Genomic DNA, 26,903 nt, shown 5'->3' on the forward strand with positions numbered 1-26,903 from the left:
CGCTCGCCGCTGAGGCGTAGTGGTTGAACTGAGGGGCCGTACCTTTCGAGGTGCGGCCCCTCAGGCGTTCCCCCGTGCGGCGCGTTGCCGGCTGTGGCGCCGTGGGGGGGCGGGCAGTCCCCCGTGCCGCTTCAGGGCGTACCCCTCAGGGCAGCCGCGCTGCTGGGAATGCCTGTGCTTCGTGCCACGTTGTCGTGGTGGGAACACGAGGAGGAGCGGTCACTGTGCTTGATCCGCAGGATTTGTACGCCTGGGAGCCGAAGGGTCTGAGCGTCGTCGACATGGCGCTGGCCCAGGAGTCGGCCGGACTTGTCATGCTCTACCACTTCGACGGATACATCGACGCGGGGGAGACCGGGGACCAGATCGTCGACCGGCTGCTCGACTCGCTGCCCCACCAGGTCGTCGCCCGGTTCGACCACGACCGGCTCGTCGACTACCGGGCGCGTCGCCCCCTGCTCACCTTCACCCGCGACCGGTGGACCGACTACGAGGAGCCGGACATCACCGTGCGGCTCGTCCAGGACGCCACCGGCGCGCCGTTCCTGCTGCTCTCCGGCCCCGAACCGGACGTGGAGTGGGAGCGCTTCGCCGCCGCCGTGCGCCAGATCGTGGAACGCCTCGGGGTGCGCCTCTCGGTGAACTTCCACGGCATCCCCATGGGCGTCCCGCACACCCGCCCCGTCGGCATCACCCCGCACGGCAACCGCACCGACCTCGTCCCGGTGAGCAGCAGCCCCTTCGACGAGGCGCAGGTCCCCGGCAGCGCCGAGGCCCTGGTCGAGTACCGGCTCATGCAGGCCGGACACGACGTCCTGGGCGTCGCGACGCACGTGCCGCACTACATCGCACGCTCCCCGTACCCGGACGCGGCCCTGACCGCGCTCGAGGCCGTCACGGCCGCCACCGGACTGGTGCTGCCCGGCGTCGCGCACGCGCTGCGCACCGACGCCCAGCGCACCCAGACCGAGATCGACCGCCAGATCCGGGAGGGCGACGACGAGCTCACCGCCCTCGTCCAGGGGCTGGAGCACCAGTACGACGCCGCGGCGGGCGCCGCGACCCGGGGCAACATGCTGGCCGAGCCGGTGGACATCCCGTCGGCGGACGAGATCGGCCGCGAGTTCGAGAAGTTCCTGGCCGAGCGGGAGGGCGACAACTGACGCCCGCCGGACCGCCGGCCGGCGTCAGGGCCTAGGCTGCTGCCCATGCTGACAGTGGGGCTGACCGGCGGTATCGGAGCCGGCAAGAGCGAGGTGTCGCGGCTGCTCGTGGAGTGCGGGGCCGTGCTGATCGACGCCGACCGCATCGCACGCGAGGTCGTCGAACCGGGCACCCCGGGCCTCGCCTCCGTCGTGGAGGCCTTCGGCGAGGAGATCCTCGCCGAGGACGGCAGCCTGGACCGGCCCCGCCTCGGCGCCCTCGTCTTCGGCGACCCGGAGAAGCTGGCCCGGCTTAACGCGATCGTGCACCCCCTGGTGGGCGCCCGCTCGCGGGAGCTGGAGGAGGCCGCGCCCGAGGACGCCGTCGTGGTGCACGACGTCCCCCTCCTCACCGAGAACGGCCTCGCCCCGCTCTACGACCTCGTGATCGTCGTCGACGCGAGCCCCGAGACCCAGCTCGACCGGCTGGTACGGCTGCGCGGCATGAGCGAGGAGGACGCCAGGGCCCGCATGGCCGCCCAGGCAGGCCGCGAGCAGCGCCGGGAGATCGCCGACATCGTCGTCGACAACGACGTGCCCCTCGACGCCCTGCGGCGGCGCGTCGAGGAGGTGTGGGCCGAGCTGGTCCGGCGCGCGCAAGAGTCCCCGTCGGAATAGCCGGCACCGCTCGGGGCGTTGATCCCGTTCAGCGAGGGAAGGATTCCGCCGTGCCCGAGACCAGTGGTGCGCCCGGACGTACGCCGGAGACGCACGTCATCGACTTCCGTGCCGCCGAGCACCTGCTCGCCTCCCGGGACCCGCGAGGCGCGGTGAAGCTGCTCGACGGCGTCATCGACGTCCACCCCGAGAACACCGCCGCCCGGCTGCTGCGGGCGCGCGCCTTCTTCGCGGCGGCCCAGCTGCGGCCCGCCGAGCTGGAGTTCTCCCTCGTCCTGGAGCGGGAGCCGGACAACGCCTTCGCGCACTTCGCGCTGGCCCGCACCTACCAGCGGCAGGGCCGCCCCCACCCGGCCAAGCGCCACTTCCGGCTGGCGGCCGCGCTGGACCCCAACCCCGAGTACCTGAAGGCGGCCCGCTTCGACGGCTGATGGACGGCTGATCTTGGCTGCGCCGTCGCACGGGTCAGGCGACATCGCCTCGCCGTGAGAGCTCAGCGCCGGCCCGCCGGCGGCTCGTACGGCGGGACGTCCCGGCCCGGCTGGTAGTGCGGGCCCTGGCGGATGTGCCGCAGGACGAAGAGCAGGTCGGCCGTGACGAGCAGGAACAGCATCCCGCAGGCCAGCGCCCAGCCCGGATACCCCGCGAGCGCGAACGCCACCGTCCCGGCCACCGTCCAGAGGACGCCCCACACGCTGAGCCAGAACCGCATCCGCAGCGGACTCCGCGCGGTCGTCGGTTCACTGCCCGTACGCATCGTGATCCCCACTCCGTCCACGCCGGCGGTCCCTCTCCTCACGGCTTCCCGGAATCGCCCCCGGACCACACGTTCACTCGATCGGGTGGCATCGGAGGGGAGGGGAACGGGCGTGCGGGCGCGGGCCGTTCGACAGACATGAAACCGACGATGCGTGAAGGCCATGAGGGGACGGGGCCCGGGGTGATCACCCCGGACGGCTGCGCGGTCGAGCTGTACGAGCGGCTGCCCGTGGGGAGGGAGCCGGACATCATCGCCGCCGCGGTGCCGGCCGGGGCGCGGATCCTGGAGCTGGGCAGCGGTGTCGGGCGGATGACCCACGCCCTGGTGGAGCGCGGCTTCGAGGTGACGGCGGTGGACGAGTCCGCCGAGATGCTGCGGCGCGTCCGCGGCGCGCGGACGATATGCGGCCGCGTGGAGCGGCTCGACCTCGGTGAGACGTTCGACGTGGTGCTGCTCGCCTCGTTCCTCGTACACACGGGGGACACGGAGGTACGGCGGGGCATGCTGCGCACCTGCGTGCGGCACCTCGCGGAGGACGGGTGCGTGCTGATCCAGCGGGAGGGCGAGGACTACCACACCGACGTGCCGCGCGAGCGGGCCGACCCGGCGGGCTTCACGGTGCGGATCGCGTCGGTGGAGCCGGTGGGTGACGGCGTCGACTCCGTGCGCGCGGAGTACGTGTTCCCGGACGCGACCTGGACACAGACGTTCCGGGCGCGCCCGCTGACCAGGGAGCAGTTCGAGGCGGCACTCGCGGAGGAGGGGCTGAAGGTGGACCGGTACCTCACCGAGGACCGGATGTGGGTGAGGGCGGTGCCGGTGTCCCGCGGCTGACCGCGGGACACCGGGCTCACCTGTTCCGGCCCCGGCGGCTGCCACCGCCCGTGCCGCGGCCCGCGGTCTTGCCTCGCCCGCCGGGTCCGGCAGATCCGCCGGTGCCGCCGGTTCCACCGGTTCCGCCGGGTCCGGCGGACGGGGTGGCGGGAGCGGCCGGACCCGCGAACCCGCCGAACGGGCCGGGGCCGCCCAGCGCCCGCAGCCGCTCCATCTCCCGGCGGTCGCGCTTGGTCGGGCGGCCCGCGCCGCGGTCGCGGACACCGGCGGGGGCGACGGCCTCGCGGGGCGGGGGCGGCGGCGAGTTGTCGATGTAGCACTGGACGGCCACCGGGGCGCCCACCCGCTTGCGGATCAGCCGCTTCACGAAGACGACCCGCTCGCGTGTCTCGACCCGCACGCGTACCTCGTCACCGACGCGCACGGAGTGCGAGGGCTTCACGCGCTCGCCGTTCACCCGGACGTGCCCGCCCTTGCAGGCGGCTGCCCCCATGGACCGGGTCTTCACCAGCCGTACCGCCCAGATCCAGCTGTCGATCCGCACACTCTCGCCGTTCTGCGGTCCGGCCGCCTCGGCGGCCGCCACCGCCGCGGCGATCTTCGGATCCGTCGGCTCGGGCGTCGTCCCCGCGCCGTCGGCGGGCCCGTCCGCCGCCGCGTCACCGGCCGCACCGGCCACCTTGTCGTCCTGCGCACCCTCCGCAACCATGCTTCCGACCTTAGCCCCAGCGGTCCGCGGGCCGTGCGGGATATCCACGCGGGCCCGATGCCCCGGGCCAGGGAGAAGCACCCGCGCCCGTGTGCGACCCGTCCGCCGCCTACCGTGGAGCCATGGATCCCCGTGGCCTGAGCCGGCTGGACCGGCGCATCAGCGGCTGCCGTGCCTGCCCCCGGCTGGTCGACTGGCGCGAGGAGGTCGCCCGTACCAAGCGGGCCGCGTTCGCGGACTGGACGTACTGGGGCAGGCCGGTGCCCGGCTTCGGGCCGCCGGACGCGCGCCTGATGATCATCGGCCTCGCCCCCGCCGCCCACGGTGGCAACCGCACCGGCCGGATGTTCACCGGCGACCGCTCCGGTGACGTGCTCTACCAGGCGCTGTACGACGTGGGGCTCGCCTCCCGGCCCACCGCCACGCACGCCGACGACGGACTGGAGCTGTACGGCGTCCGTGTCACCGCGCCCGTACACTGCGCCCCGCCCGCCAACAAGCCCACCCCGGCGGAACGGGACGCCTGCCGCCCCTGGCTGGTGCAGGAACTGCACCTGCTGCGGCCGACGGTCCGGGCGGCGGTCGTCCTCGGTGCCTTCGGCTGGCAGGCGGCGCTGCCCGCGTTCGCCGAGGCCGGCTGGACCGTGCCCCGGCCCCGGCCCGCCTTCGGACACGGCACCCGCGTGGTGCTGGACGCCGCCGACGGGCCGCCGCTCGGCCTGTTCGGCTGCTTCCACGTCAGCCAGCGCAACACCTTCACCGGCAAGCTCACCCCCGAGATGCTCCGGGACGTCCTGCGCACGGCGGCCGAAGCGGCCGGACTGAGCCCCACGGAAAGGGGATGAGACGGCCCGCGCGACGGCGGTACGGTGCCCCGATGGCCAGGTATCCCGAGATCGAACCGTACGACCACGGCATGCTCGACGTCGGCGACGGCAACCGCCTCTACTGGGAGACCAGCGGCAACCCGCGCGGCAAGCCCGCGGTGGTGCTGCACGGCGGCCCCGGTTCGGGCGCCGGCGCCGGTCTGCGGCGCTACTTCGACCCCGCCGCCTACCGCATCGTGCTGTTCCACCAGCGCGGCGCGGGGCGGTCGGAGCCCTCGGCCGCCGACCCGGCCACCGACATGGGCGTCAACACGGCCCCGCACCTCATGGCCGACCTGGAGCGGCTCCGCGCTCACCTGGGCATCGAGCGGTGGCTGGTGTGGGGCGTGTCCTTCGGCTCGGCCCTGGGCCTGCGGTACGCGCAGACACACCCGGGCGTGGTGTCCGAGCTCGTCCTGACCGGCGTGGCCACCGGTTCGCCGGCGGAGGTCGGCCTGCTGACGCGGGGCCTCGGCCAGATCTTCCCGGAGGCCCACGCGCGTTTCCTCGCCGGACTGCCCGAGGACCAGCGGGACGGCAACCTGGCCGCCGCGTACAACAGGCTGCTGGAATCACCCGACCCGGAGGTCAGGGCCCGGGCCGCCCAGGCGTGGACGGACTGGGAGACGGCGATCATCCCCGCGCCCCCCGGTTCCGTCGAGCGGTTCCGCGATCCCGCGTACCGTCTGCGCTTCGCCCGCACCGTCACCCACTACTGGGGCAACGACCACTTCTTCGGCGACGGGGGAGAGGAGGGCGTCGTCCTGCGCGACGCCCACCTCCTCAAGGGCATCCCCGGCACCCTGGTGCAGGGCAGCCTCGACTTCGGCAACCTTCTCGGCATCGTCTGGCGGCTGCACCACGCCTGGCCGGACAGCGAGCTGATCGTCGTCGACGACGCCGGCCACGACGCGGGCGCGACCGGCGACGACGCACTGGTGGCGGCGACGGACCGGTACGCCCGCCGCCCGGCCTGACGGACCCGTCGGCCCGTTACGGGTGCAGCACCACCTTGGTGTAGCCCTCGATGCGCTTGTCGAACTTGTCGTACGCCGACGGCGCCTGGTCCAGCGGCAGTTCGTGCGAGACCACGAAGCTGGGCTTGGCCCGGCCCTCGATGATCATGTCGCGGAGCTGCCGGTTGTAGCGCTTGACGTTGCACTGGCCGGTGCCGAGCCTCAGGCCCTTCTCGAAGAGCTTGCCGACCGCGACCAGCAGCATGCCTTGCTTGGACTGCTCGTCCGGGGCGCCCGGGTCGGACGGGACGTACAGCCCGGGGATGCCGAGCATGCCGGTGGCGCGGACCGTCCGCACCAGCGAGTTCAGCACGGTCGCCGGCTCCTCGCGGTCCGTGCCGCCGCCCGCCGAGGCCTGGTATCCGACGGCGTCGATGCCCTTGTCGGTGCCCATGCCCTCGGTCTGGTCCTGGATCTGCTCGACCGGGTCGCCCTCGGCGAAGTTGATCGGCACGGCGCCGATCTCCTCGGCCTTCTGCAGCCGCTCGGCCACCCGGTCGACCACGAACACCTTCTTCGCGCCGCGCAGCAGCGCCGAGTACGCGGCCATCAGCCCGACCGGACCGGCGCCGTACACCGTGACGCTCTCACCGGGGCGTACCTGGGCGAGTTCACAGCCGTGGTAGCCGGTGGGGAAGATGTCCGCCAGCAGCACGAAGTCCTTCTCGTGCTCGGTGCCCGGCGGCAGCTTCAGGCAGTTGAAGTCGGCGTAGGGCACCCGCAGGTACTCCGCCTGTCCGCCCTTCCAGGGGCCCATGGCGACATAGCCGTAGGCGCCGCCCGGGAAGCCCGGGTTCACGGTGAGGCAGTAGCCGGTGAAGCCCTCGACGCAGTTACGGCAGAAGCCGCAGGCGACGTTGAAGGGCATGACCACACGGTCGCCCTCCTTGAGCGAGGTGACGCCCGGGCCGACCTCGGCGATGGTGCCCATGTTCTCGTGGCCGAAGGTGATGCCGGGCTCGGCGGCCGTGCGGCCCTCGTACATGTGCAGGTCGGAGCCGCAGATGGCGGTCGAGGTGACCCGGACGATCACGTCGTTCGGATGCTGGATCGTGGGGTTGTCCACGTCCTCGACGGCGACCTCGAACGGTCCCTTGTACACGACGGCCTTCATGATGCGTTCTCCGTTCGGTTGGTGTGCGTGTCCCGCAGTGACGCCCCTCCCGATGGTCCGCGTGACCGATATCTCATGATTCTCCGGTCTTGCGACCGGGGCAAGCCGGTAATATCCGACGAATATCGAGCGACGCCCGACCCCCTTCCGTGGCGCCGCGACCGGCATCCCGACGAAAGGGGAACAAGCGGAAATGGCAGCTCAGAGGCTGGGAACCCTGCTCGTGGCCGTGCCCGGGCTGTCCGGCACCCTGTACCCCCCGGGCACGACCGTGACCGTGCGCGGCCGCGGCGCCTCCGTCGACGCCTTCGTCAACGGCGACTGGCTCCCGCTGTCGTGGTGGGAGTTCTCCGACGGTCTCCGCGAGGACATAGCCGACCGCTGACCCGTCGACCCGCCGACCGCTGGCCCGCTGATCGCTGATCCGCCGGCCGCCGGCCCGCCGGCCGCGCAGCGCCGGCCGCCGGCTCAGTCGACCGTGACCCAGTCCAGGGTGCGCTCGACGGCCCGCTTCCAGTCCTGGAACCCCTGCTGGCGCCGGTCCTCGCTCCACTGCGGCTCCCAGCGCTTCGACTCCTGCCAGTGCGAGCGCAGCTCGTCGGTGTCGCTCCAGAAACCGGTGGCGAGACCCGCCGCGTACGCGGCGCCCAGCGCGGTGGTCTCCGCGACCACGGGCCGGCTGACCGGCACCCCGAGCACATCCGCCTGGATCTGCATGCACAGGTCGTTGGCGGTGACGCCGCCGTCCACCTTGAGCACGTCCAGGTGCACCCCGGAGTCCTGCTCCATCGCCTCGACCACGTCACGGCTCTGGTAGCAGATCGCCTCCAGTGTGGCCCGCGCGATGTGCGCCCCGGTGTTGTACCGGGACAGGCCGACGATGGCGCCCCGGGCGTCGGAACGCCAGTAGGGGGCGAACAGGCCCGAGAAGGCCGGCACGAAGTACATGCCGCCGTTGTCCTCCACCGACCGCGCCAGCTGCTCGCTGTCCGGGGCGCTCCCGATGATCTTCAGCTGGTCGCGCAGCCACTGCACCGCCGCGCCGGTCACCGCGATGGAACCCTCCAGCGCGTAGACCGCCGGGCTGCCGGCGAACTGGTAGGCCACCGTCGTCAGCAGCCCGTTCTGCGAGCGGACCAGCTCGGTGCCGGTGTTCAGCACCAGGAAGTTGCCGGTGCCGTAGGTGTTCTTGGCCTCGCCGGGGGAGAAGCAGACCTGCCCCACGGTGGCCGCGTGCTGGTCGCCGAGGACGCCGGTGATCGGCACGGCGGCGCCCAGCGGGCGGGAGGTGCGGGCCTGGCCGTACGCCTCGGCGTCCGACGAGGGGTGGATGGCCGGGAGCATCGACCGCGGGATGCCGAAGATGCCGAGCAGCTCGTCGTCCCAGTCGAGGGTCTCCAGGTTCATCAGCATGGTGCGGCTGGCGTTGGTGACGTCCGTGGCGTGGATGCCGCCGTTGGGGCCGCCGGTGAGGTTCCACAGCACCCAGGCGTCCGTGTTGCCGAACAGGGCGTTGCCCGCCTCGGCCGCCTCGCGCAGCCCGTCCACGTTGTCCAGCAGCCACTTGATCTTGCCGCCGGAGAAGTAGGTGGCCGGCGGCAGCCCCGCCTTGTGGCGGATCGTGTGCCCGTGGCCGTCGCGTTCGAGGGCGGCGGCGATGCTGTCGGTGCGGGTGTCCTGCCAGACGATCGCGTTGTAGTACGGACGGCCGGTGCGCGGATCCCACACGACGGTCGTCTCACGCTGGTTGGTGATGCCGATGGCCCGCAGGTCGGAGGCCGACAGGCCGCCGTCGCGCAGCGCGTTCTGGATCACCGTGTTGGTGCGCTCCCAGATCTCCACCGGGTCGTGCTCGACCCAGCCGGAACGGGGCAGGATCTGCTGGTGCTCCAGCTGGTGCTTGGCCACCTCGTTTCCGGCATGATCGAAGATCATGAAGCGGGTGCTGGTGGTCCCCTGGTCCACCGCGCCGACGAATTCGGGCATCGCTGAAACCTTTCCTGAGTGACGACGGATCCCGGGGGCCTAGACCTCCTCGGTGGCCGGGCCTTCCTCCTGCTCCTCCATCGCCCGGGCCCGGGCGTTGATCACCGGCTTGATGATCAGGTCGTACACCAGCACGCCGATGACAGCGCCGATCAGCGGGCCGACGATGGGGATCCACCAGTAGCCGCTGAACCACCCGAACGTGCCCGGCAAGGCGATGTCGCCCCAGCCCTCGAAGTAGGTGAACAGCCGGGGGCCGAAATCACGCGCGGGATTGATGGCGTAACCGGCGTTCGTGCCGAAGGTCATACCGATGGCGACGACCACCAGGCCGATGAGGAACGGGTGGAGATTCGCCAGGGGCGCCGTGTTGCGCATGTCGATGAGCGCGCAGATCAGCAGCAGCAGAATTGCCGTACCCACGATCTGGTCGAGCAGCGGGCCCCACCAGGAATCCCCGAAGTATTCCGCGGGGAAAGTGGCGAAGATGGAATAGGTGCCCAACGACTGGTCGCGGGCGAGACCCGCCTTCGCGTCGGCGGCGTCGATCGCCCAGTGGTAGCAGGCGTAGACGAGCGCGGCGGCCACGAAGGCACCGAGAAGCTGGGCCAGCCAGTAGGCCGGCACCTTCTTCAGGGGGAAGTCCCTGCGTACGGTGAAGGCCAGGGTCACCGCCGGGTTGAGGTGGGCGCCGCTGATGCCGCCCGCCACGTAGACGCCGAAGATGACGCCGAAGCCCCAGCCCCAGCAGATGATGAGCCAGTTCGCCGGGCCGAAGTCCACGAACTGGCGCCCGGAACCGGGCAGACCCACGAGTGCGACGGCGACGGATCCGATACCCAGCAGAATCAGGACGAAAGTCCCCAGGAATTCAGCGAGCATCTCACCGCCGAGGCCCTCGCGATAACCGCGTCGGCGCGCAGGTGCAATGCGTTCAGCCATCGGCTCTCCTCGAACTGAAATGGCGCGGACTTTGCCCTCCCCATGTCGGCAGCGTAGGTGCAACGGGGTGGCCGGGCGCGCGGAGAGCGGGCTTTCCCACCAACAGCCCAATTCGAGGAGCGGCCGGGGCGTCCGCGGCGAATACTGCGGGGTCGCGCGGGATGCCGGGCCCTTGGGGTACGGACGCGACCGGCCGGGGCGTCGGCGGGCCGTCCGCCCGTGATGTCACACGCCGGAAACACACCCGTGCGCTTCCGTCCCACGGGACGGCCTACCGTGGGGGCAGGCAATCCGCTCGGCCACCGTCGCCCGAAGGCCCACTTCGCCTCGACCGGACGACTGGAGCCCCGTGACCCGCACCGCCCCCGCCGTACCTCCGTGGCTCGCCCACGCCCTGCGGTCCCAGCGCGGGCCGGTCTCCTGGAGTGCGCTGCTGCGCGGGGCGCTGAGCGGCGGGCCGCTGCTGCTGGCCGCCGTCCTCGCCGGGCGGCCCGCCCTCGGGGTGGTCGCCGCGATCGGCGCCATGTTCGCCGGGATCAACGACCGGCCCGGCAGCCGCCGCGCCTCCGTCGCACGCATCGGGACCCCCGCCCTCGCGGGCGCGGCCGGACTGCTCACCGGCACCCTCGCCGGGGACCACGCCCCCGCCGTGCCGCTCACCCTGCTCCTCACCGCCCTCGGCCTGCTCGCCGGCGGGATCAGCGCGCTGGGACCCGTCGGCTCCTCCGTCGGCACCCAGCTGCTGGTCGGCGCCGCCGTCGGGGCGGGCATGCCGCTGCCCGAGCCGGGATGGCTGCGGGCGTTCGCCTTCGTCGCGGGCGCGGGCTGGCTGCTCCTGCTGCGGCTCGTACTGCCCACCTCCCACTCGCTCGCCGGGGACCTCCGGTCCGGCCTGCGCTTCGACGGGGAACGCGCCGCCGTCGCCGGGGTCTACGAGGCGATCGCCGCACTCCTCGACGCCACGGGCTCAAGCCGGGCGACCGTACGGCGGGCCGCGCTCACCGCGGCCCTCGACCAGGCACAGGACGCGCTCGCCGGACCCCGGCTGCGCCGTCGGCCCTCCTCCGCGGCCGAGCGCCGGCTGCACGCCCGGTACGCCGCGGCCCTGCCCCTCGCCGAGGCCGCGACCGCGCTGGCCTGGGCGGGGGAGGAGGTGCCGGACCGTGCCTCCGAGGGACCGCGCCGCCTGGCCGCGGCCGTACGCAACGGCGCCCCCACCGGCCCGCTGCCCGCCCCCTCCCGCCACGCGCCGGGTCTGCGCGCCCTGGACGACGCCCTCCTGTACGCGGCCGAGGCGTTCGACCGCGCCGACGGCGGGCGGCTGCACGGCCGCAGGCGGTCCCGGGCCGCCGTCCTGCGGACCGTCCTCGGGGCGCGCGGCCGGGAGTACGGGATGCGGGTGGCCCTCTGCTTCGGGGTGAGCGCCGCCGTCGCCCAGGCGCTGTATCACGCCCGCTGGTACGGGCAGCACGAGCACTGGTACTGGCTGCCCGCCACCGCCGTCTTCCTCGTCAAGCCCGACCTCGGGCCGCTCGCCTCCCGGGTGCTGTCCCGCGCCGCCGGAACGGTCCTAGGGGCCCTGCTGTTCGCCGGGCTCGCCGCGGTGCTGCCCCGGCCGGAGGGGCTCGTCGCCGTCGTCACCGTCTGCGGGGCACTGATCCCCCTCGCCACCCGGCACTTCGCCGCGCAGACCGCCGTCGTTACCGTGCTCGTGCTGGCCCTGGTCATGGCGGGAGGCGAACCGCAGGCGTCCTTCGCCCGGATCGGCGAGACCCTGCTCGCCTGCGCCATCGTGCTGGTCGTCGGACACCTGCCGACACCGGGCCGGCGCGGCGACGCCATCCGGGCCCGGCTCACCGAGGCGAGCGGGGCCGCGCAGGAGTACCTCGGCCACGTACTGGGGGAGTCCGAGGACCGCGAGGCCCGCTGGGCGCTGCGCCGCGAGGCCTACCGCACCCTCGCGGAGGCCCGCGCCGCCATCGCCCTCGCCTCAGCCGAACTCCCGCCGCTCGCCCGGCACGCGGACGGCGCCGACGAGATCGCCATGACCCTCGAACTGCTCGTCGACACCACCACCGCCTGCGCCGTCCACCTGGACGACACCGGCCACCTCGACCCCCACCACCTGCACCGCCTCACCACCCTCCAGAACAACCTCGCCCCCGAGCACACACAGCCCGGCCATTCGTCCCACGCCGTCCGAGCCAACTCACCAACGCCGACGCCACATCACCGCCCGCTGAGCCCTCAAGGGGCGCGGGGAACTGCGCGACCAGCCCCCACCCACCTGCACCAGCGGACACGGCGCCCGGTCGCTCATCACGGGGGTGACCGTCCACCGCCGCCCGCTCCAGACCCCTCAAGGGGCGCGGGGAACTGCGCGACCAGCCCCCACCCACCTGCACCAGCGGACACGGCGCCCGGTCGCTCATCACGGGGGTGACCGTCCACCGCCGCCCGCTCCAGACCCCTCAAGGGGCGCGGGGAACTGCGCGACCAGCCCGAGCGAACCGGCACCCGCAATCTCGCGCAGCCCCCCGCAGGGGCCAGCCCCCAACGAAGAACGCCCCGCGTTCACCCCACCCGCACCCACACCGGCGCATGATCCGACCCCGCCACCCCCCGCCGCTCCCCGGGATCCGTCCCCACGGACGGCAGACGGGGCGGCCCGTCCCCCGGAAGCCCCGTCCCCGCCACCGACACCCTCCGCACCAGCCGGTGACTGAGCAGCACATGGTCGATCAGCTCCCGGCGCCCGGAGTCCACCCGCGAGTACCGCTCCGCCGCGGGGATGAGCGGGGCCACGTCCCACAGCCGGAACCCGTCCCCCCGGTCAGGACGGTCGTACCCGGGGGTGCCGATCTCCGAGCCGGGCGGCCCGAGCAGTATCTGCGTCGTGGCCGCCCGCACCTCGTCGTTGAGGTCGCCGACCACGGCCACGTCCCGCTCCCGCCCGTCACCCTCCAGCAACTCGTCCGCCAGCGCGCGCAGCGCCGCCGCCTCGGACGCCCGCCGGTACAGCGCGTAGGCGGCGTACCGGGCCCGTTCACCCTCGTCGCGCGGCTGGAAACGGCCGTCGGGGTACGACAGCAGCTTCGACTTCAGATGGCAGACCGCCACCCGCAACGGCCCCCGCTCGCCCGCGACCTCCACCGCGAGGAACCCCCGCCCGGCCCGGCCGGCGGTCAGTCCCGTGTCGTCCGCCTGCACCGGCAGGACCCGCGCCGGGAACACCGCCGTGTCGGCGACCACCGTCATCTCCGTACGGCTGAGGAACCCCACCCGTATGCCCCGGCTCTCGGCGTGTTCGGACAGCGCGACGTGCCAGCCGTCGTCCAGCAGTCCGGCGAGATCCTCCAGCGCGCCGGGGTCGCCCACCTCCTGCACGCCGAGCAGCCCCGGATCCAGTTCCGTGATCACCGCGGCGAGCGCGGCCAGTTTCGACGTGTACGCGGCCTCGTCGTCGGGCCCGAACGGGCCACCGGGCCGGTACAGGTTCTCCAGGTTCCAGGTGCCGAGGAGCAAGGCGGGCCCCTTTCAGCCGTGGGCGGGCTCGTGGTCGGAGCCAGGGTGCGCGCCCGGCCCGCCCCGCGACAGTGCCGCGACGGGATGTCGCGGTTCGGCTCACCCCGGGTCAGGGTCCCGTCGTACGTTGACGTGATGACGCCTTCTGCCGTGGAGAGTCCCGCCGGGCTCATCATCACCGGATGCACCGTCCTCACGCACGACGATCAAGAGCGCGTCGGTTTCCGTGAGAACGCCGCCGTCGTGGTGCGCGACGGGGCCGTGGCGGAGGTGACGGACGCCGGGGCCGTCGCCGGGCGGGCGGCCGACGAGTGGATCGACGCGCGCGGGCAGGTCGCGCTGCCCGGCCTGATCAACTGTCACACCCACGCCCCCATGGTGGCGCTGCGCGGACTCGCCGAGGACCTGCCGACCGAGGAGTGGTTCAACGACGTCGTCTGGCCGGTGGAGTCCAGCCTCACCGAGCGGGACGTCACCCTCGGGGCGCGGCTCGCCTGCGCGGAGATGATCCGGGCCGGCGTCACCTGCTTCGCCGACCACTACTTCGGCATGGGCGCGGTCGCCGGGGTGGTCGCCGAGAGCGGGATGCGGGCGCTGCTGGGGGAGGCGTACTTCTCCTCCCAGGGCCCCGGCGGGCGCGAGCGGTCCCTGGAGTTCGCGCTCGGGCATCAGGGGGGCGCCGGCGGACGGATCACCACCGCGCTCGCCCCGCACGCCCCCTACACCGTGGGCGACGCCGACCTCGCCGCCACCGCCGAGCTGGCCCGCGCGCACGGCCTGCCCGTCCATCTGCACGCCGCCGAGAACCGCGACCAGACCGAGGTCTCCCTCGCCCGGCACGGTGTCACCCCTGTCGAGGTCCTCTCCCGCACCGGCGTCCTGGACACCGACGTGCTCATCGCCCACGGCACCGGCATCGTCGAGAGCGACCTGCCGCTGCTGGAACGGGCGGACGGCCGTACGGCGGTGGCGACCGCGCCCCGCGGGTATCTCAAGTTCGCCTGGCCCAGCACCACGCCCGTGCGGGCGCTGCGGGACATCGGCGTGCCGGTCGGCCTCGCCACGGACGGCGCCGCCTCCAACAACTCCCTGGACGTGTGGGAGTCGATGACGCTCACCTCCCTGATCCAGAAGTCGGTGGAGGGTGACCCGCGGTGGCTGACCTCCCGTCAGGCGCTGCACCACGCCACCCTGCAGAGCGCCCGCGCGGTCGGCCTGGAGGGGAGCGTGGGCCGGATCGCGCCCGGCCACCGCGCCGACATCGTCCTCGTGGACCTCACGGGCCCGCACACCCAGCCGGTGCACGACCTGGCGGCGACCCTGGTGCACAGCGCCCGCGCCGCCGACGTCCGTACGACCGTGGTGGACGGCCGGATCCTCATGCGTGACCGGCGCCTGCTCACCGTCGACGTCCCCGAGACCGTACGCGCGCTGGGGGAGCGCCTGCCCGCCCTGACCGACCGGAGCCATGGCCGCCGCGTCCAGCGGTACGACACCTGAACCGGCGGGCGACCGCCCTCGCGCGGCCGGCGCGGACGGGCCCCGGCGCGAAAGATCTTGGATGCGAACGATGAGTTCCGAGCGGCCGCCCGGTCACCCCTCGCAACGGGACCGTCGCACAGGAGGAACCATGTCGCTTCCGGAGATCGTCTCGCGCGCCGAGTGGCGCGCGGCGCGCGAAGAACTGCTGGACAAGGAGAAGGCCGTCACCCGCGCGCTCGACGCCCTCCGCGCCGAACGGCGCCGGCTGCCGATGGTCCCGGTCGACCGCGAATACGTCTTCGCGGGCGGCGACGGCAAGGCCACGCTGCTCGACCTCTTCCAGGGCCGGCAGCAGCTCGTCGTGCACCACTTCGAGTTCGCCCCGGAGTGGGAGACCGGGTGCCGCTGCTGCTCGGCGTTCCTGGACCAGATCGGGCACCTGGCGCACCTCCAGGCCCGGCGCACCACGTTCGTGGCCGTTTCGCGGGCGCCGTTCACCAGGATCCTGCCGTTCAAGGCGCGGATGGGGTGGACGGTGCCCTGGTACTCGTCGTACCCCGGTGACTTCGACGCGGATTTCGAGGTGTTCTCCGAAGAGGGCGGGACGCCCGTCCAGCGGCCCGGCGTGAGCTGCTTCCTGCGTGAGGGCGACCGCGTCTTCCACACCTACTCGGCCTACGGGCGCGGTCTGGAGGGGCTGGGCTCCACCACCAGCCTGCTGGACCTCACCGCGCTCGGCAGGCAGGAGCCGTGGGAGGAACCCGAGGGGCGCGCGTGGGCCGTCGGAGCACCCGTGGCACAGGAGCACCTCCGCTACCACGACGAGTACGACCTCTGACACGGACGGTGACGGATTACTCCGAAAAGCTGAGAGCGCGCTCACACTTGGCAGTGAACGGGTGTCAACTACGTCTCAGTACCGTCACCGGACGAGGCGTTCGCCCCATGGTTGGCGTTTAACTCTACGAGTACAGCGCTACATGGAGGTGGCAGGGTGAACGGGCGAACAGTGCTCGAACGCTTTCCCGCAGGTGGACCGCGCGGCTCATGGCCCGCGGAGGAGTTCGCGCACGCGCGGCGCCTGGAGGGCCTGCCCGCCGAGGTTGTCATGGACCTCGCGACCGACATGTTCCTGGTGATCGTCCGCGGCGAGCGCGCCGGCGGTGAGGCGGTGGCGTGAGCGGTCCCGCGAGGGGCCGTCGGAGGCCGTCAGGCGGTGACGGGGCGTGACCAGTCGGGGGTGGTCCCCGTGAGCCGGCACAGGGCCAGGTAGAGCGGTATCGGCGGCGTGTAGGGGAGCGTGCCGTCCGGGCGGTGTATGAGGCCCGGGAGGCCGGCGTCGCCCGTGGCGGCCGGACCGTCGGGGAGAATCGCGCCGGCCGCGTAGTGCGCGGGGGCGGGCCAGTCCAGGGCGTAGTCGGAGTCGGACGGGACCAGCCACCACCAGTGCGCCTCATCGGCGTAGACGCACCCCACGCGGGGCAGCCGGGGCAGGACCAGCGGGCCGAGGCGGGCAGGCACCGCCACCGCGTCGCAGCCCATCGGGGCGGTCATGCCGTCGGGGACCGGAAGGCGCCGGGGCGCGTCCGGGGCCGTCCGTCCGCGCTGCAAACGGACCAGTGAGTCCAGACTGAGCACGCGTGTACCGCCGGCGCCCGTCACGCGCGTCCTCCGTCCCGGCCGGGATGCCGCTCCGCGGGTATGCCGAGGCTCTTCTCCGCCGGATGCGAACGGGTGCTCTCGTCACCGTCGCTGTCGCCGTCCCCCGAGCCGCCGGCCGGGCCGGGCTTGGGCCGGGCGCCCCAGCCGAGGTCGTTGCCGGGTTCGGCGGGTTCGTGCGGGGTGTCCGCCCGGCGCGGGAGTTCCGCCCAGACCAGCAGGCCGGGACCGTGCTCGTGGGCGCCCCACGCGTGGCACAGGGCGTCGACGAGCAGCAGTCCCCTCCCGTGCTCCTCCTCCGGCCGCTGCCGGGTGTTCGCCCGGGGCCGGTCCGGGGCGCAGCCCTCGTCCCGCACGGCTATGCGCACCAGGTCGTCACCGTCGTGCAGCTCGCAGACGACGCTGCTGCTCGCGGTGTGCACGATGGCGTTGGTGACCAGTTCGGTGACGACCAGGGCCGCCGTGTCGCAGGTGTCCTCGCACACCGCCCAGCCGGACAGCCGGGCCCGGGTCAGCCGTCTGGCCCGGGCAGGGGAACCCGGGTGGGCGGCCAGTTCGAAACGGAACCGGCGCGCGGCGTCGCCCCCCGAAGGGGTGGTGGCCGGGGCGGCGCCAAGGCCGACGGAGGCCGCGGCGGCGTCTGTTCCTAAGGGCGCGGACGGAATCACGCTTGCCACTATCGCCCCGCCGTGAACACTTGGCAAGTGTCACTCTGAAAAATGCAGAGTGCTGTGTGACGGTCTGGACTGGCGTGGCACACTGCTCGCAACAGGACCTCGCGCGGCGCCAGTTGGGATCGCCGGAGATTGATTCGAATGTGTGTTCGGTTCGAATGGTCTTCGTGGCTGGTCATCGAATGGCGCCGCCGAGCTGTCAGGATTTGTTCGAGGGAGGTGGAGCGTGAGTGAACCCCGGTCCGCGCCGACGGTGGGGCAGGTCGTCCTCGGGCGCCGCCTGCTGGACCTGCGCGAGCGCGCCGGTCTCAAGCGGGAGGAGGCCGCCCGCATCCTGCGCGTCGCCCCCGCCACCGTACGCCGCATGGAGATGGCCGAGGTCGCGCTCAAGATCCCGTACCTCCAGCTGCTGCTGAAGGCCTACGGCGTCTCCGACGAGGAGGCCGACGCCTTCGTGCAGCTGGCGGAGGACGCCAACAGGCCCGGCTGGTGGCAGCGCTTCCACGACATCCTGCCCGGCTGGTTCTCCATGTACGTCAGCCTGGAGGGCGCGGCCTCCCTCATCCGCAGCTACGAACCCCACTTCGTCCCCGGACTGCTGCAGACCGAGGACTACGCGCACGGCGTGCTGCGCTCCGGTGCCATAGGGCAGACCCGGCCCGAGGACATAGAGCGCCACGTCGACCTGCGCATGCAACGGCAGGAACTGCTCACCCGTGAGGACGCGCCCCGGCTGTGGGTCGTCATGGACGAGACCGTGCTCCGCCGCCGGGTCGGCGGCCCGGAGGTGATGCGTGCACAGATCGACAAGCTGCTCGAAGCGGCGGCGCTGCCCAATGTGACGCTGCAGGTCGCGACCTTCGACAGCGGGCCGCACCCCGGCACGTACGGGCCGTTCGTGCTGTTCCGATTCGCCATGCCCGAACTGCCGGACATGGTCTACAGCGAGTACCTGACCGGCGCCGTCTACCTGGACGCGCGCACCGAGGTGGCGACCCACCTCGAGGTCATGGACCGCATGGCGGCCCAGGCCGCCACGGCACATCGCACGAAGGAGATCCTCCGGGATCTCCGCAAGGAGCTGTGAATGGAACTCATCAAGCCCCCGAAGACCCAGCCGCGTGCGCGGGCGCACGCCGGGAGGATCTACAACGGCATGCCCGCGCGGGAGCTGGGCAGCGAGGGCTGGCACAAGCCCTGGAGCGGCGGCAACGGCGGCAACTGCCTGGAGGCGATGAAGCTCGACGACGGCCGCATCGCCGTCCGCCAGTCCACCGACCCGGACGGGCCGGCGCTCATCTACACCTCCGCCGAGATGACGGCCTTCATCGAGGGGGCCAAGGCCGGAGAGGCGGATTTCCTGCTGTCCTGACCCCCGCTTGCCGCACTACTTTGCTTCTTCCCCTTTGGCACGTGGCACTTCGCGCTCAGCATCTGGCACTTGGCACTTGGCACTCAGCAGTCATCACTCAGCACTTGGCACTGAATTGATCACTAAGGTTTGCGGACAGTTACGGAGCTTGTCATGACCGGGCAGCACCCTGTGGACATCGACACCACCAGGCCGCATCCCGCGCGGATGTACGACTGGTACCTCGGCGGCAAGGACAACTACCCGGTCGACGAGGCCATGGGCCGGCAGATGCTGGCCCTGGACCCGCGGGTGCCGGTCATGGCACGCGTGAACCGCGCGTTCATGCAGCGGGCCACGCGCTGGCTCGCCGGGCAGGGCGTGCGTCAGTTCCTGGACGTCGGCACGGGCATACCCACCGAACCGAACCTGCACCAGGTGGCCCAGCGCATCGCGCCGGACGCCCGCGTCGTGTACTGCGACAACGACCCCATCGTGCTGGCCCACGCGGCGGCACTGCTGCGCGGCACCGACGAGGGGGTCACCGACTACCTCCAGGCCGACGTCAGGGACCCGGACACGATCCTGGAGGGCGCGCGCAAGATCCTCGACTTCGACGAGCCGATCGGTCTCTCGCTCATCGCCCTGCTGCACTTCGTCCCCGACGAGGACGGCGCGCACGAGCTGGTGCGGCGGCTGCTGGACGCGATGCCCTCGGGCAGCCACCTGGTGATCAGCCACGCCACGGCCGACTTCACGCCCGAGGAGTCGGAGGCGGCCGTCGCGAAGCTCAAGGCCGCGGGCGTCACGCTGGCGCTGCGCAGCCGCGAGGAGTTCACGAGCTTCTTCGACGGCCTGGACCTCGTGGAGCCGGGCGTCGAGGTGCCGCACCTGTGGCACCCCGAACTGGGCGACCCGGTCCCCGGCCAGGAGGACGGGGTCATCCCCGGCTACGGGGCGGTGGCCCGCAAGCCGTAGTCCCGCGCGCCCGCCCCCGTACGCCCGGTCCACCCCGGGAGGACGGGGGCGTCGGCGTGCGTGCGGGTGTCGGCGGGGCCGGCTGCCGAAGAGGGGGAGGTGGCGGTTTCCGGGGATCCGTCAGGCCGTCATCGGCCGGTCGTACGGGCCGATCGGTGCCGGCAAGCGGGATGTGCCGCCCGTCAGGTAGCCGTCCACCGCCGCCGCCACGGCCCGGCCCTCCGCGATGGCCCACACGATCAGCGACTGCCCCCTTGCGGCGTCCCCCGCCACGAAGACCCCCGGCACGTTCGTGGCGAAGTCCGCCCCGCGCGCCACGGTGCCGCGGGCCTCCAGCGTCACGCCGAGCTGGGCCGTCAGCCCGTCCCGCTGGTCGGGCCCGGAGAAACCGAGCGCGAGCAGCACCATGTCGGCGGGCAGCGCCCGCTCCGTGCCCGGCACGGGACGACGACCCGCGTCCACCTCCACCAGACGCAGCGCGCTCACGCGCCCCGCCGCGTCCCCGTCGAAACGCAGCGTCGACGCCGCGAACAGCCGCGCGTCCGCGTCCGCCGCCGGTGCCGTCCGCAGCGCGCCCGCCTCCTCGTGCGCCGCCGACAGCCGGTACAGCTTCGGATAGGTCGGCCAGGGCTCGGCCTCCTCGTCGCGTTCGGCGCCCGGCCGGTGGTAGATGTCGAGCTGGGTGACCGACGCGGCCCGCTCCCGTACCGCCGTGCCCAGACAGTCGGCGCCCGTGTCGCCGCCCCCGACGATGACGACGTGCCGGCCCTCCGCGGACAGCGGCGACGTCTCCAGGTCACCCTCGCGCACCCGGTTCGTCAGCGGCAGGTACTCCATGGCCTGATGGATTCCCGCGAGCTCACGTCCCGGCACCGCGAGCTCCCGCCACGCCGTCGCCCCCGTGGCGATCACCACCGCGTCGTAACGGCTCCGCAGCTCCGCCGCGTCCACGTCCCGGCCCACCGTGACGGATGTGCGGAACCTCGTCCCCTCGGCCCGCATCTGCTCCACCCGCCGCTCCAGATGATGCTTCTCCATCTTGAACTCGGGGATGCCGTAGCGCATCAGCCCGCCGATCCGGTCGTCCCGCTCGTACACGGCGACCGTGTGCCCGGCCCGGGTCAGCTGCTGGGCCGCGGCCAGTCCGGTGGGACCCGAGCCGATGACCGCGACCGTACGGCCGGAGAGACGGTCCGGCGGGGCCGGTGCCGCGAAACCCTCCTCCCAGGCCCGGTCGGCGATCGCGCACTCGACGTTCTTGATGGTGACCGCCGGCTGGTTGATGGCGAGCACACAGCCCGCCTCGCACGGAGCCGGACACAGCCTCCCCGTGAACTCGGGGAAGTTGTTGGTGGCGTGCAGCCGCTCGGCCGCCGCCCGCCAGTCCTCCCGTGAGACCAGGTCGTTCCACTCCGGGATGAGATTGCCCAGCGGACAGGCCTCGTGGCAGAACGGCACACCGCAGTCCATGCACCGGTCCGCCTGCGTGCTGACGATCGGCAGCAGCCCCCCGGGGACGTACACCTCGTCCCAGTCGCGGACCCGCTCCTCCACAGGCCGGCGCGGCCAGTCCTGGCGGGGTGTGGTGAGGAAACCCTTGGGATCGGCCATGGCCGTGTTCCTTGCGTGGGCGGGTGACAGGCCGTGCGCCGTCGGGCGGCACTCCTGCGCACACGATACGTCCGCCCACACCCGCCCGCAGCGCGCCCGACGGCGTCCGCCCGACACCCTGCCGACCCGCGCGGTGCAGGTGGGACCCGGTGCGGGCGCCGGTACGTCAGCCGGTCAGGGCGAGGAGGTACGCCAGCGCCGCACCGGCCGAGGCAAGGGCGCGGACGTGGTTCCACCGCGTCCAGCCGCGCACGTACACCGGCCAGTACGCGGCCGCCTCCGCGCTGTCCGCCGCCGGCCGGGCCAGCCGGTCGTTGCGGGGTATGTTCGCCACCACGGTCGGCCCGAACGACCCGCACAGGTACAGCGCACCGCCCACCAGCGACGCGACCGCGCCCTCGCCCGGCCACACCACGCACGTCACCGCGGTCAGCAGCGCGCACAGCACCGTCGAGCCGAGGAACACCAGCATGAACGGCGGCCGCAGCGCCGCCACGTTGATCGCCTGCATCGCGGCCACGCCCCGCGCCGGCGGCAGCGCAGCGAGCCCCCGCATGACGAACGTCGAGAACGCGCAGAACACCCCGGCCACCACCCCGGTCCCGAGCACACCCAGCATCGTCAGCACCAGATACGGCCCGTCGCCCATGTGCGGTCACCCCCGTCCCTCGTCCCTCGGACCGGAACTCCCTCCCGGCTGCCGTCAGCACCAGTCAACGCGCCCCACACACCGCGGGCCATGGCCGAGCAGCGCACGGCCATGCGGGAACGTCCACGATCCGCGCCCGCCCCTGGGCACCACGGGTGCCGGGCCCTGACTCTCCCGGCGCCTCGGAAGCCGCCGGGGACGTGACGCATCATGGCCCTGTGCGACTCGAAGCGATCACCTGGGACCGGCTCGTCGACACGCTCGCCGAGCGTCTGCTGGAGCTCGGGACGGCCGACGGCTCCCCCTGGCCCCGCGTCGCCCTCGACGGCGCCCCGGCCGCCCGCCCGGGTGACCTCGCCGAACTCCTCGCCGAGGCACTGCGCACGCGGGGCCGCCCCAGCCTGGTCGTGGGCACGGACGGTTTCCTGCGCCCCGCCTCCGTCCGGCTGGAGTACGGCCACCAGGACCTGGAGTCCTACTACGACGGCTGGTACGACAACGGCGCCCTGTGGCGCGAGGTGTTCGACCCGCTCGGGCCCGGCGGCAGCGGCCGGGTGCTGCCCGACCTCTGGGACCCGGCCACCGACCGCGCCACGCGCAGCCCTTACGTCCAGCTGCCACCCGGCGGCGTGCTGCTGCTGCACGGACCGCTTCTGCTGCGTCACTGGTTCCCCTTCGATCTGAGTGTCCACGTCCTCCTCTCGCCCGGTGCGCTGCGCCGCCGGACCCCCGAGACCGAGCACTGGACACTCCCCGCCTTCGAGCGCTACGAGGAGGAGACCGACCCGGCCGCCACGGCCGACGTGCTGGTACGGGCCGACGACCCCCGCCGTCCGGCCTGGCGCGACTGAGACCGCGCGGGCACCGGTCGCGGACCTGGGCGGCCCGAGGGGCCCCGCTCGCGGACTTGGTGCGCCGTTCGCAGACCAGGGGCGTCGTTCGCGGGCCAGGTTGCGCCGCTCGCGGAGCCGTCCGCTGCGGGTGCCGTCCGCCGACGACCCGGCGACAATGAAGGGCGTCGGGACTCGCGGCGCGCCCCCGCGCCGCGCCGGCCGTCCGGCACCGGGAGGTACCTCATGACCACCGCCGGAGACATCATGCACCGCGGCGCCCAGTGGATCCCCGCGCACGAAACCCTCGACCGCGCGGCACAGTTGATGCGCGAGCTGAACGTCGGCGCGCTGCCCATCAGCGACGAGAACGAGCGGCTCTGCGGCATCCTCACCGACCGCGACATCGTCGTCGGCTGCGTCGCCATGGGCCACGACCCCGCCCGGGTCACCGCGGGCGAGATGGCCAAGGGCACACCACGCTGGATCGCGTCCGACGCCGACGTCGACGACGTGCTCAACGAGATGCGGACCCACCAGATCCGCCGCCTGCCCGTCATCGACGACAAGCGCCTCGTCGGCATGATCAGCGAGGCCGACCTGGCCCGGCACCTGACGGACGAACAGATCGCCGCCTTCGCCGAGAGCGTCTACGCCCGGTCCGCCTCGGGCTGACCCCGCCGCCCGCCGGTGGCGTGGCCGGCGGACCGGCGGACGTCACAGCCAGCCGCTGCGCCGGAACGCCCGGTGGAGCAGCACGCAGGCCACCGATATCACCGCGAGGACCATGCCGTAGCCGTACCGCCAGTGCAGCTCCGGCATGTGGTCGAAGTTCATGCCGTACACCCCGCACACCATGGTCGGCACCGCGACGATCGCCGCCCAGGCGGTGATCTTGCGCATGTCCTCGTTCTGGGCGACCGTGACCCGCGCCAGGTGGGCCTGGAGGATCGAGTTGATCAACTCGTCGAATCCCGCTATCTGTTCGGTCGCCCGCTGCAGATGGTCGGCGACGTCGCGGAAGTACGCCTGTATGTCCGGGGCGATCACCCGGCTCGGCCGCGTGGCCAGCTCCTCCAGCGGCCGGCCGAGCGGCACCACCGCCCGCTTCAGCTCCAGCAGTTCGCGCTTGAGCTGGTAGATGCGGCCCGGATCGACCCGGGCGCCGTGCTCCGCGAAAACGTCCGTCTCGACCTGGTCCATGTCCTCCTGGACCGAGTCGGTCACGCTCAGATAGTCGTCGACCACCTGGTCCGCGACGGCGTGCAGCACCGCGGACGGCCCCTGGACCAGCCGCCCGGGATCGGACTCCAGCCCTTCGCGCAGCGGCCCCAGTGAGCCGTGCCGCCCGTGCCGCACGGTCACCACGAAGTCGGGGCCGACGAAGACCATGATCTCGCCCGTGTCCACGACCTCGCTGTTCGCGGTCAGTTCCTCGTGCTCGACGTAGCAGACCGTCTTGAACACGGCGAACAGGGTCTCGCCGTACCGCTCCAGCTTGGGCCGCTGGTGGGCCTCGACGGCGTCCTCCACCGCCAGCGGATGCAGGTCGAACAGCTCGGCGATGCCGGCGAACTCCCGGCTCGTCGGCTCGTGCAGCCCCAGCCAGACGAACCCCTCCCCGCTCTCGCGGACCCACTTGACGGCGTCGGCCGCCTCCCCGGGCACGGAAACCCGGTGACCGTCCCGGTAGGTCACGCAGTTGACCACCGAGGAGCCCAGTGGGGACCGGGCGGGGTGGCTCAGATCGACCCGGGGACGGCGGCGCGCCAGCCTGCGCAGCCTGCCGACCCGGCCAAGACCCCTGACCTTCCGCAGATTCCCCGCCATCGACATTCGGTCCCCCTTGCCTGATCCCCTACCGACCTGCTCGTCGGCCCTGCCGCGCCAGTCTGCCAGCCACCGGCCGTCCTCGTCCGGGCCTGTGGAAACGTCAACTTCCGCTTGGTTCCCGCCTGTGGACAACAGGGCGACGGCTCCCCCGTCGACCGGCACGGCCGGTGCCGCGCATGCCGTCGAGGGGTGCCGCGCAGGCCGACGGCCGGTCCCGAAGCGGCGGTCGGTCCTGGGTCGACGCAGCGGCGGCCGGTCGTGGGTCGACGGAGCGGCGGCCGGTCGTGGGTCGACGGAGCGGGCGGCCGGTCGTGGGCCGAGAGCCGGACGATCCAGTACCGCCCCGCCGCCCAGCGCATACCGCTGCCCGCTCAGCCCCGTGCCGGCGGCCGCGCTCCGGTCCGCTCCACCGCCCGAGCTCCGGCCCGGCACCCCTCCTCCGCCGCCTTCTCGGGCAGCGTGCCCGCGAGCAGAGCCGCGAGGAAGGCTCCCGTGAAGGCGTCTCCGGCACCGGTGGTGTCCCGGGGCGTCACCGGCACGGCCGGCACACGGGCCCACACCTCGCCGGACCGCGCCAGCAGCGCACCCTCCGCGCCTTGCTTGACCACCACCAGCGGGATCCGCCGGCTCAGTCGCGCCGCCGCCTCCGCCACGTCGGAGCGACCCGCCAGCAGGCACGCCTCGTCCCGGCTGGGCAGCAGGACGTCCACGCCCTCCACCAGCGACAGGAAGCGGTCCGGGCCCAGCCGGGCGAGGAACCCGGCCGACGCCGGGTCCGTACTCACCGGAATCCCGCGCGCCGCTGCCGCCTTCAGCGCCGCCGCCACGAGGGCGCGGCTGCTGTCGCCGAACAGCAGATAGCCCGACAGGTGCAGCCGCGCCACCCCCTCCAGCAGCATGTCCGACCAGTCCTCGGGACCGAGCCGCAGCGACGCCCCACTGTCCGTGAGGAAGGTCCGCTCGGCCTCCGCCTGCCCGTCGACCAGGCAGACGACCGTCCCCGTCGGCACCTCGTCGTCCACGACCAGCCGCGGGCGCACGCCGCCGGCGATCAGCTCCCGCTCGTGCCACGCCGCCGCGTCCGAGCCCACCCGACCCAGCAGGCGTACCTCGCAGCCACCCCGGTGCGCGGCCCAGCAGGCGACGTTGGCGCCCGCCCCGCCCGGCACCGTGCGGATCACGGCTGCGGTGTCCGTGCCCGGAGCGAGCGGGCCCGGGTGCCGCGCGACCACGTCCGTGATCACGTCCCCGACGACCAGTAGCGCCCCGCTCCGCGCCCTCCCGGTCACTCCGCGGCGGTCCAGGCCGCCGCCACCCGGGCCGCCAGCCGTACGTTGCCCCGCACCGCCGCCAGATTGGCCTCCAGGGAGGCGCCGTCGGTGTGCCGCACCAGGTGGTCCAGCAGGAACGGGGTGACCCCCTGCCCGGTCACCCGGGCCTCCTCGCACGCCCGCAGCGCCTCGCCGAGCACCCGCGCGTGCACCCCCGGATCCAGCTGCTCCTCCTCCGGCACCGGGTTGGCCACGATCAGCGCCGATTCCGGTCCGCCCACCGCGTCCTGCGCCCGCATGACCCGGGCCACCTGCTCCGGGCTGTCCAGCCGCCAGTCCACGGGATGCCCCGAGTCCGACAGGTAGAAGCCGGGGAAGCGGTCCGTGCCGTACCCGGCGACCGCCACTCCCAGCGTCTCCAGCCGCTGCAGGGTGGCCGGCACGTCCAGGATCGACTTCACCCCCGCGCACACCACGGTGATCCGGGTGCGTGCCAGCAGCCCCAGGTCGGCCGACTCGTCCTGGGTGACGGTCCACTCCCGGTGCACACCCCCGAGCCCACCGGTGGCGAACACCCGGACGCCCGCGAGCGCCGCGAGCATCGCGGTCGCCGACACCGTCGTCGCCCCGCTCGCCCCCGCGGCCACCGCGAGCGGCAGATCACGGTGGCCCAGCTTGCGGATGCCGTCCTCGTTCGCGACCCGCTCCAGCTGCTCCTTGTCCAGGCCGACCCGTGGCTTCCCGTCCAGCACGGCGATCGTCGCCGGCACCGCGCCCTCCCGTCGCACCACGGCCTCCAGCTCCCGCGCCACCTGGAGATTGCGTGGTCGCGGGAGTCCGTGGGCGATGATCGTGGACTCCAGAGCCACCACCGGCCTGCCCGCCGCGAGCGCCTCCTGTACCTCTTCCGACACCATGAGCACCACGCGCTGCCTCCCGTCTGCCGCCTCTCCCTCCATCTCTGGCGAGCGCCACACCGGGCCAAACCCTTGC

General features: G+C 73.1%; 29 protein-coding genes. 16 read left to right on the forward strand and 13 right to left on the reverse strand.

The window, feature by feature from the left end:
• Nucleotides 1–224: 224 nt before the first annotated feature.
• Genes ACIF8S_RS32095 through ACIF8S_RS32105 form a run of 3 tightly spaced genes read left to right on the forward strand, consistent with a single transcriptional unit; the run spans nt 225 to nt 2,251 of the window.
• The gene (locus ACIF8S_RS32095; RefSeq protein WP_400003920.1) at nt 225–1,163 is read left to right on the forward strand and encodes a PAC2 family protein; all 939 of its coding nucleotides are present in this window, start codon (nt 225–227) and stop codon (nt 1,161–1,163) included.
• Between the two features lie 45 nt (nt 1,164–1,208).
• Complete coding sequence (gene coaE, locus ACIF8S_RS32100) at nt 1,209–1,820, forward strand: dephospho-CoA kinase (protein ID WP_400003922.1); 612 nt, start codon at nt 1,209–1,211, stop codon at nt 1,818–1,820.
• Between the two features lie 50 nt (nt 1,821–1,870).
• Complete coding sequence (locus ACIF8S_RS32105; protein WP_145825220.1) at nt 1,871–2,251, forward strand: M48 family metallopeptidase; 381 nt, start codon at nt 1,871–1,873, stop codon at nt 2,249–2,251.
• A gap of 62 nt (nt 2,252–2,313) precedes the next feature.
• On the opposite strand, the gene ACIF8S_RS32110 is transcribed toward ACIF8S_RS32105, so the two are convergent.
• Nucleotides 2,314–2,577 carry a DUF6343 family protein gene (locus tag ACIF8S_RS32110; protein WP_349793710.1) on the reverse strand — a complete coding sequence of 88 codons (264 nt, stop codon included), beginning with the start codon at nt 2,575–2,577 and terminating at the stop codon, nt 2,314–2,316.
• Nucleotides 2,578–2,727: 150 nt separating this feature from the next.
• Between ACIF8S_RS32110 and ACIF8S_RS32115 the strand changes: the two genes are divergently transcribed.
• The gene (locus ACIF8S_RS32115; protein ID WP_400003925.1) at nt 2,728–3,414 is read left to right on the forward strand and encodes a class I SAM-dependent methyltransferase; all 687 of its coding nucleotides are present in this window, start codon (nt 2,728–2,730) and stop codon (nt 3,412–3,414) included.
• A gap of 16 nt (nt 3,415–3,430) precedes the next feature.
• On the opposite strand, the gene ACIF8S_RS32120 is transcribed toward ACIF8S_RS32115, so the two are convergent.
• Nucleotides 3,431–4,123, reverse strand: coding sequence for an RNA-binding S4 domain-containing protein (locus ACIF8S_RS32120; RefSeq protein ID WP_400003927.1), 693 nt, complete (start codon nt 4,121–4,123; stop codon nt 3,431–3,433).
• A gap of 122 nt (nt 4,124–4,245) precedes the next feature.
• Between ACIF8S_RS32120 and ACIF8S_RS32125 the strand changes: the two genes are divergently transcribed.
• Together ACIF8S_RS32125 and pip are read left to right on the forward strand one after the other, a co-directional pair.
• The gene (locus tag ACIF8S_RS32125; protein ID WP_400003929.1) at nt 4,246–4,968 is read left to right on the forward strand and encodes a uracil-DNA glycosylase; all 723 of its coding nucleotides are present in this window, start codon (nt 4,246–4,248) and stop codon (nt 4,966–4,968) included.
• Nucleotides 4,969–5,000: 32 nt separating this feature from the next.
• Nucleotides 5,001–5,966, forward strand: a complete 966-nt coding sequence (pip, locus tag ACIF8S_RS32130) for a prolyl aminopeptidase (RefSeq protein WP_400003931.1) — start codon at nt 5,001–5,003, stop codon at nt 5,964–5,966.
• A 16-nt stretch (nt 5,967–5,982) separates the two neighbouring features.
• Here the strand turns inward: pip and ACIF8S_RS32135 are convergent, their stop codons facing one another.
• Nucleotides 5,983–7,119, reverse strand: a complete 1,137-nt coding sequence (locus ACIF8S_RS32135; protein WP_400003933.1) for a glutathione-independent formaldehyde dehydrogenase — start codon at nt 7,117–7,119, stop codon at nt 5,983–5,985.
• 193 nt (nt 7,120–7,312) lie between these two features.
• On the opposite strand from ACIF8S_RS32135, the gene ACIF8S_RS32140 reads away from it, so the two are divergent.
• On the forward strand, nt 7,313–7,504 hold the full coding sequence (locus tag ACIF8S_RS32140) for a hypothetical protein (RefSeq protein WP_024882465.1): 192 nt from the start codon (nt 7,313–7,315) through the stop codon (nt 7,502–7,504).
• 83 nt (nt 7,505–7,587) lie between these two features.
• Here ACIF8S_RS32140 and glpK read toward each other — a convergent pair whose 3' ends face one another.
• Both glpK and ACIF8S_RS32150 read right to left on the reverse strand, forming a co-directional pair.
• Complete coding sequence (glpK, locus tag ACIF8S_RS32145) at nt 7,588–9,105, reverse strand: glycerol kinase GlpK (RefSeq protein ID WP_400003935.1); 1,518 nt, start codon at nt 9,103–9,105, stop codon at nt 7,588–7,590.
• 39 nt (nt 9,106–9,144) lie between these two features.
• The gene (locus tag ACIF8S_RS32150; protein WP_349793722.1) at nt 9,145–10,047 is read right to left on the reverse strand and encodes an MIP family channel protein; all 903 of its coding nucleotides are present in this window, start codon (nt 10,045–10,047) and stop codon (nt 9,145–9,147) included.
• Nucleotides 10,048–10,396: 349 nt separating this feature from the next.
• Here ACIF8S_RS32150 and ACIF8S_RS32155 point away from each other — a divergent pair, with 349 nt between their 5' ends.
• A complete protein-coding gene (locus ACIF8S_RS32155; protein ID WP_400003937.1) occupies nt 10,397–12,490 on the forward strand; it encodes an FUSC family protein in 2,094 nt (697 codons plus the stop codon).
• A gap of 131 nt (nt 12,491–12,621) precedes the next feature.
• Here the strand turns inward: ACIF8S_RS32155 and ACIF8S_RS32160 are convergent, their stop codons facing one another.
• The gene (locus tag ACIF8S_RS32160; RefSeq protein WP_400003939.1) at nt 12,622–13,572 is read right to left on the reverse strand and encodes an endonuclease/exonuclease/phosphatase family protein; all 951 of its coding nucleotides are present in this window, start codon (nt 13,570–13,572) and stop codon (nt 12,622–12,624) included.
• A gap of 135 nt (nt 13,573–13,707) precedes the next feature.
• Between ACIF8S_RS32160 and ACIF8S_RS32165 the strand changes: the two genes are divergently transcribed.
• The 3 genes from ACIF8S_RS32165 to ACIF8S_RS32175 all read left to right on the forward strand — a co-directional run bounded on the left by ACIF8S_RS32165 (nt 13,708) and on the right by ACIF8S_RS32175 (nt 16,234).
• Entirely contained in the window at nt 13,708–15,072 is a 1,365-nt protein-coding gene (locus tag ACIF8S_RS32165; protein WP_400003941.1) for an amidohydrolase, read from the forward strand.
• A 130-nt stretch (nt 15,073–15,202) separates the two neighbouring features.
• Nucleotides 15,203–15,892 (forward strand): DUF899 domain-containing protein, encoded by a 690-nt coding sequence (locus tag ACIF8S_RS32170; RefSeq protein ID WP_400003943.1) that lies wholly within the window; start codon nt 15,203–15,205, stop codon nt 15,890–15,892.
• Nucleotides 15,893–16,048: 156 nt separating this feature from the next.
• Nucleotides 16,049–16,234 (forward strand): hypothetical protein, encoded by a 186-nt coding sequence (locus ACIF8S_RS32175; RefSeq protein WP_024882458.1) that lies wholly within the window; start codon nt 16,049–16,051, stop codon nt 16,232–16,234.
• A 29-nt stretch (nt 16,235–16,263) separates the two neighbouring features.
• On the opposite strand, the gene ACIF8S_RS32180 is transcribed toward ACIF8S_RS32175, so the two are convergent.
• Together ACIF8S_RS32180 and ACIF8S_RS32185 are read right to left on the reverse strand one after the other, a co-directional pair.
• The gene (locus ACIF8S_RS32180; protein ID WP_400003945.1) at nt 16,264–16,716 is read right to left on the reverse strand and encodes a hypothetical protein; all 453 of its coding nucleotides are present in this window, start codon (nt 16,714–16,716) and stop codon (nt 16,264–16,266) included.
• Nucleotides 16,713–17,390: an ATP-binding protein gene (locus ACIF8S_RS32185; RefSeq protein WP_400003946.1), complete on the reverse strand. Its 678-nt coding sequence runs from the start codon at nt 17,388–17,390 to the stop codon at nt 16,713–16,715. Before ACIF8S_RS32185 ends, ACIF8S_RS32180 begins: the two co-directional genes overlap by 4 nt.
• A gap of 223 nt (nt 17,391–17,613) precedes the next feature.
• On the opposite strand from ACIF8S_RS32185, the gene ACIF8S_RS32190 reads away from it, so the two are divergent.
• The 3 genes from ACIF8S_RS32190 (at nt 17,614) to ACIF8S_RS32200 (ending at nt 19,716) form a co-directional block, all read left to right on the forward strand.
• Nucleotides 17,614–18,474 carry a helix-turn-helix transcriptional regulator gene (locus ACIF8S_RS32190; protein WP_400003948.1) on the forward strand — a complete coding sequence of 287 codons (861 nt, stop codon included), beginning with the start codon at nt 17,614–17,616 and terminating at the stop codon, nt 18,472–18,474.
• Nucleotides 18,475–18,759, forward strand: coding sequence for a DUF397 domain-containing protein (locus ACIF8S_RS32195; protein ID WP_093766710.1), 285 nt, complete (start codon nt 18,475–18,477; stop codon nt 18,757–18,759).
• A 153-nt stretch (nt 18,760–18,912) separates the two neighbouring features.
• Nucleotides 18,913–19,716, forward strand: a complete 804-nt coding sequence (locus tag ACIF8S_RS32200; protein ID WP_400003950.1) for an SAM-dependent methyltransferase — start codon at nt 18,913–18,915, stop codon at nt 19,714–19,716.
• A gap of 120 nt (nt 19,717–19,836) precedes the next feature.
• Here ACIF8S_RS32200 and ACIF8S_RS32205 read toward each other — a convergent pair whose 3' ends face one another.
• Together ACIF8S_RS32205 and ACIF8S_RS32210 are read right to left on the reverse strand one after the other, a co-directional pair.
• Entirely contained in the window at nt 19,837–21,327 is a 1,491-nt protein-coding gene (locus ACIF8S_RS32205; protein WP_400003952.1) for a glutamate synthase subunit beta, read from the reverse strand.
• A 166-nt stretch (nt 21,328–21,493) separates the two neighbouring features.
• The gene (locus tag ACIF8S_RS32210) at nt 21,494–21,976 is read right to left on the reverse strand and encodes a DUF1772 domain-containing protein (protein WP_400003954.1); all 483 of its coding nucleotides are present in this window, start codon (nt 21,974–21,976) and stop codon (nt 21,494–21,496) included.
• Nucleotides 21,977–22,194: 218 nt separating this feature from the next.
• Here ACIF8S_RS32210 and ACIF8S_RS32215 point away from each other — a divergent pair, with 218 nt between their 5' ends.
• Both ACIF8S_RS32215 and ACIF8S_RS32220 read left to right on the forward strand, forming a co-directional pair.
• Nucleotides 22,195–22,827 (forward strand): uridine kinase, encoded by a 633-nt coding sequence (locus ACIF8S_RS32215; RefSeq protein WP_400003956.1) that lies wholly within the window; start codon nt 22,195–22,197, stop codon nt 22,825–22,827.
• 225 nt (nt 22,828–23,052) lie between these two features.
• A complete protein-coding gene (locus ACIF8S_RS32220; protein ID WP_400003958.1) occupies nt 23,053–23,481 on the forward strand; it encodes a CBS domain-containing protein in 429 nt (142 codons plus the stop codon).
• Nucleotides 23,482–23,523: 42 nt separating this feature from the next.
• Here ACIF8S_RS32220 and ACIF8S_RS32225 read toward each other — a convergent pair whose 3' ends face one another.
• The 3 genes from ACIF8S_RS32225 to ACIF8S_RS32235 all read right to left on the reverse strand — a co-directional run bounded on the left by ACIF8S_RS32225 (nt 23,524) and on the right by ACIF8S_RS32235 (nt 26,836).
• Nucleotides 23,524–24,642, reverse strand: coding sequence for a magnesium and cobalt transport protein CorA (locus tag ACIF8S_RS32225; RefSeq protein WP_400003960.1), 1,119 nt, complete (start codon nt 24,640–24,642; stop codon nt 23,524–23,526).
• Between the two features lie 368 nt (nt 24,643–25,010).
• Nucleotides 25,011–25,943 (reverse strand): carbohydrate kinase family protein, encoded by a 933-nt coding sequence (locus ACIF8S_RS32230; RefSeq protein ID WP_400004006.1) that lies wholly within the window; start codon nt 25,941–25,943, stop codon nt 25,011–25,013.
• Entirely contained in the window at nt 25,925–26,836 is a 912-nt protein-coding gene (locus tag ACIF8S_RS32235; protein WP_400003962.1) for a pseudouridine-5'-phosphate glycosidase, read from the reverse strand. Before ACIF8S_RS32235 ends, ACIF8S_RS32230 begins: the two co-directional genes overlap by 19 nt.
• Between the last annotated feature and the right edge of the window lie 67 nt (nt 26,837–26,903).

Origin of the sequence: Streptomyces sp. NPDC085937, from assembly GCF_044540535.1 — a bacterium.
Lineage (GTDB): Bacteria > Actinomycetota > Actinomycetes > Streptomycetales > Streptomycetaceae > Streptomyces.

Coding starts and splice junctions, on each gene's coding strand:
- coaE (WP_400003922.1), top strand. CDS start 1,209: ATGCTGACAGTGGGGCTGACCGGCGGTATCGGAGCCGGCAAGAGCGAG.
- ACIF8S_RS32110 (WP_349793710.1), bottom strand. CDS start 2,577: ATGCGTACGGGCAGTGAACCGACGACCGCGCGGAGTCCGCTGCGGATG.
- ACIF8S_RS32115 (WP_400003925.1), top strand. CDS start 2,728: ATGCGTGAAGGCCATGAGGGGACGGGGCCCGGGGTGATCACCCCGGAC.
- ACIF8S_RS32120 (WP_400003927.1), bottom strand. CDS start 4,123: ATGGTTGCGGAGGGTGCGCAGGACGACAAGGTGGCCGGTGCGGCCGGT.
- ACIF8S_RS32125 (WP_400003929.1), top strand. CDS start 4,246: ATGGATCCCCGTGGCCTGAGCCGGCTGGACCGGCGCATCAGCGGCTGC.
- pip (WP_400003931.1), top strand. CDS start 5,001: ATGGCCAGGTATCCCGAGATCGAACCGTACGACCACGGCATGCTCGAC.
- ACIF8S_RS32135 (WP_400003933.1), bottom strand. CDS start 7,119: ATGAAGGCCGTCGTGTACAAGGGACCGTTCGAGGTCGCCGTCGAGGAC.
- ACIF8S_RS32140 (WP_024882465.1), top strand. CDS start 7,313: ATGGCAGCTCAGAGGCTGGGAACCCTGCTCGTGGCCGTGCCCGGGCTG.
- glpK (WP_400003935.1), bottom strand. CDS start 9,105: ATGCCCGAATTCGTCGGCGCGGTGGACCAGGGGACCACCAGCACCCGC.
- ACIF8S_RS32150 (WP_349793722.1), bottom strand. CDS start 10,047: ATGGCTGAACGCATTGCACCTGCGCGCCGACGCGGTTATCGCGAGGGC.
- ACIF8S_RS32165 (WP_400003941.1), top strand. CDS start 13,708: ATGACGCCTTCTGCCGTGGAGAGTCCCGCCGGGCTCATCATCACCGGA.
- ACIF8S_RS32170 (WP_400003943.1), top strand. CDS start 15,203: ATGTCGCTTCCGGAGATCGTCTCGCGCGCCGAGTGGCGCGCGGCGCGC.
- ACIF8S_RS32195 (WP_093766710.1), top strand. CDS start 18,475: ATGGAACTCATCAAGCCCCCGAAGACCCAGCCGCGTGCGCGGGCGCAC.
- ACIF8S_RS32200 (WP_400003950.1), top strand. CDS start 18,913: ATGACCGGGCAGCACCCTGTGGACATCGACACCACCAGGCCGCATCCC.
- ACIF8S_RS32205 (WP_400003952.1), bottom strand. CDS start 21,327: ATGGCCGATCCCAAGGGTTTCCTCACCACACCCCGCCAGGACTGGCCG.
- ACIF8S_RS32210 (WP_400003954.1), bottom strand. CDS start 21,976: ATGGGCGACGGGCCGTATCTGGTGCTGACGATGCTGGGTGTGCTCGGG.
- ACIF8S_RS32220 (WP_400003958.1), top strand. CDS start 23,053: ATGACCACCGCCGGAGACATCATGCACCGCGGCGCCCAGTGGATCCCC.
- ACIF8S_RS32225 (WP_400003960.1), bottom strand. CDS start 24,642: ATGTCGATGGCGGGGAATCTGCGGAAGGTCAGGGGTCTTGGCCGGGTC.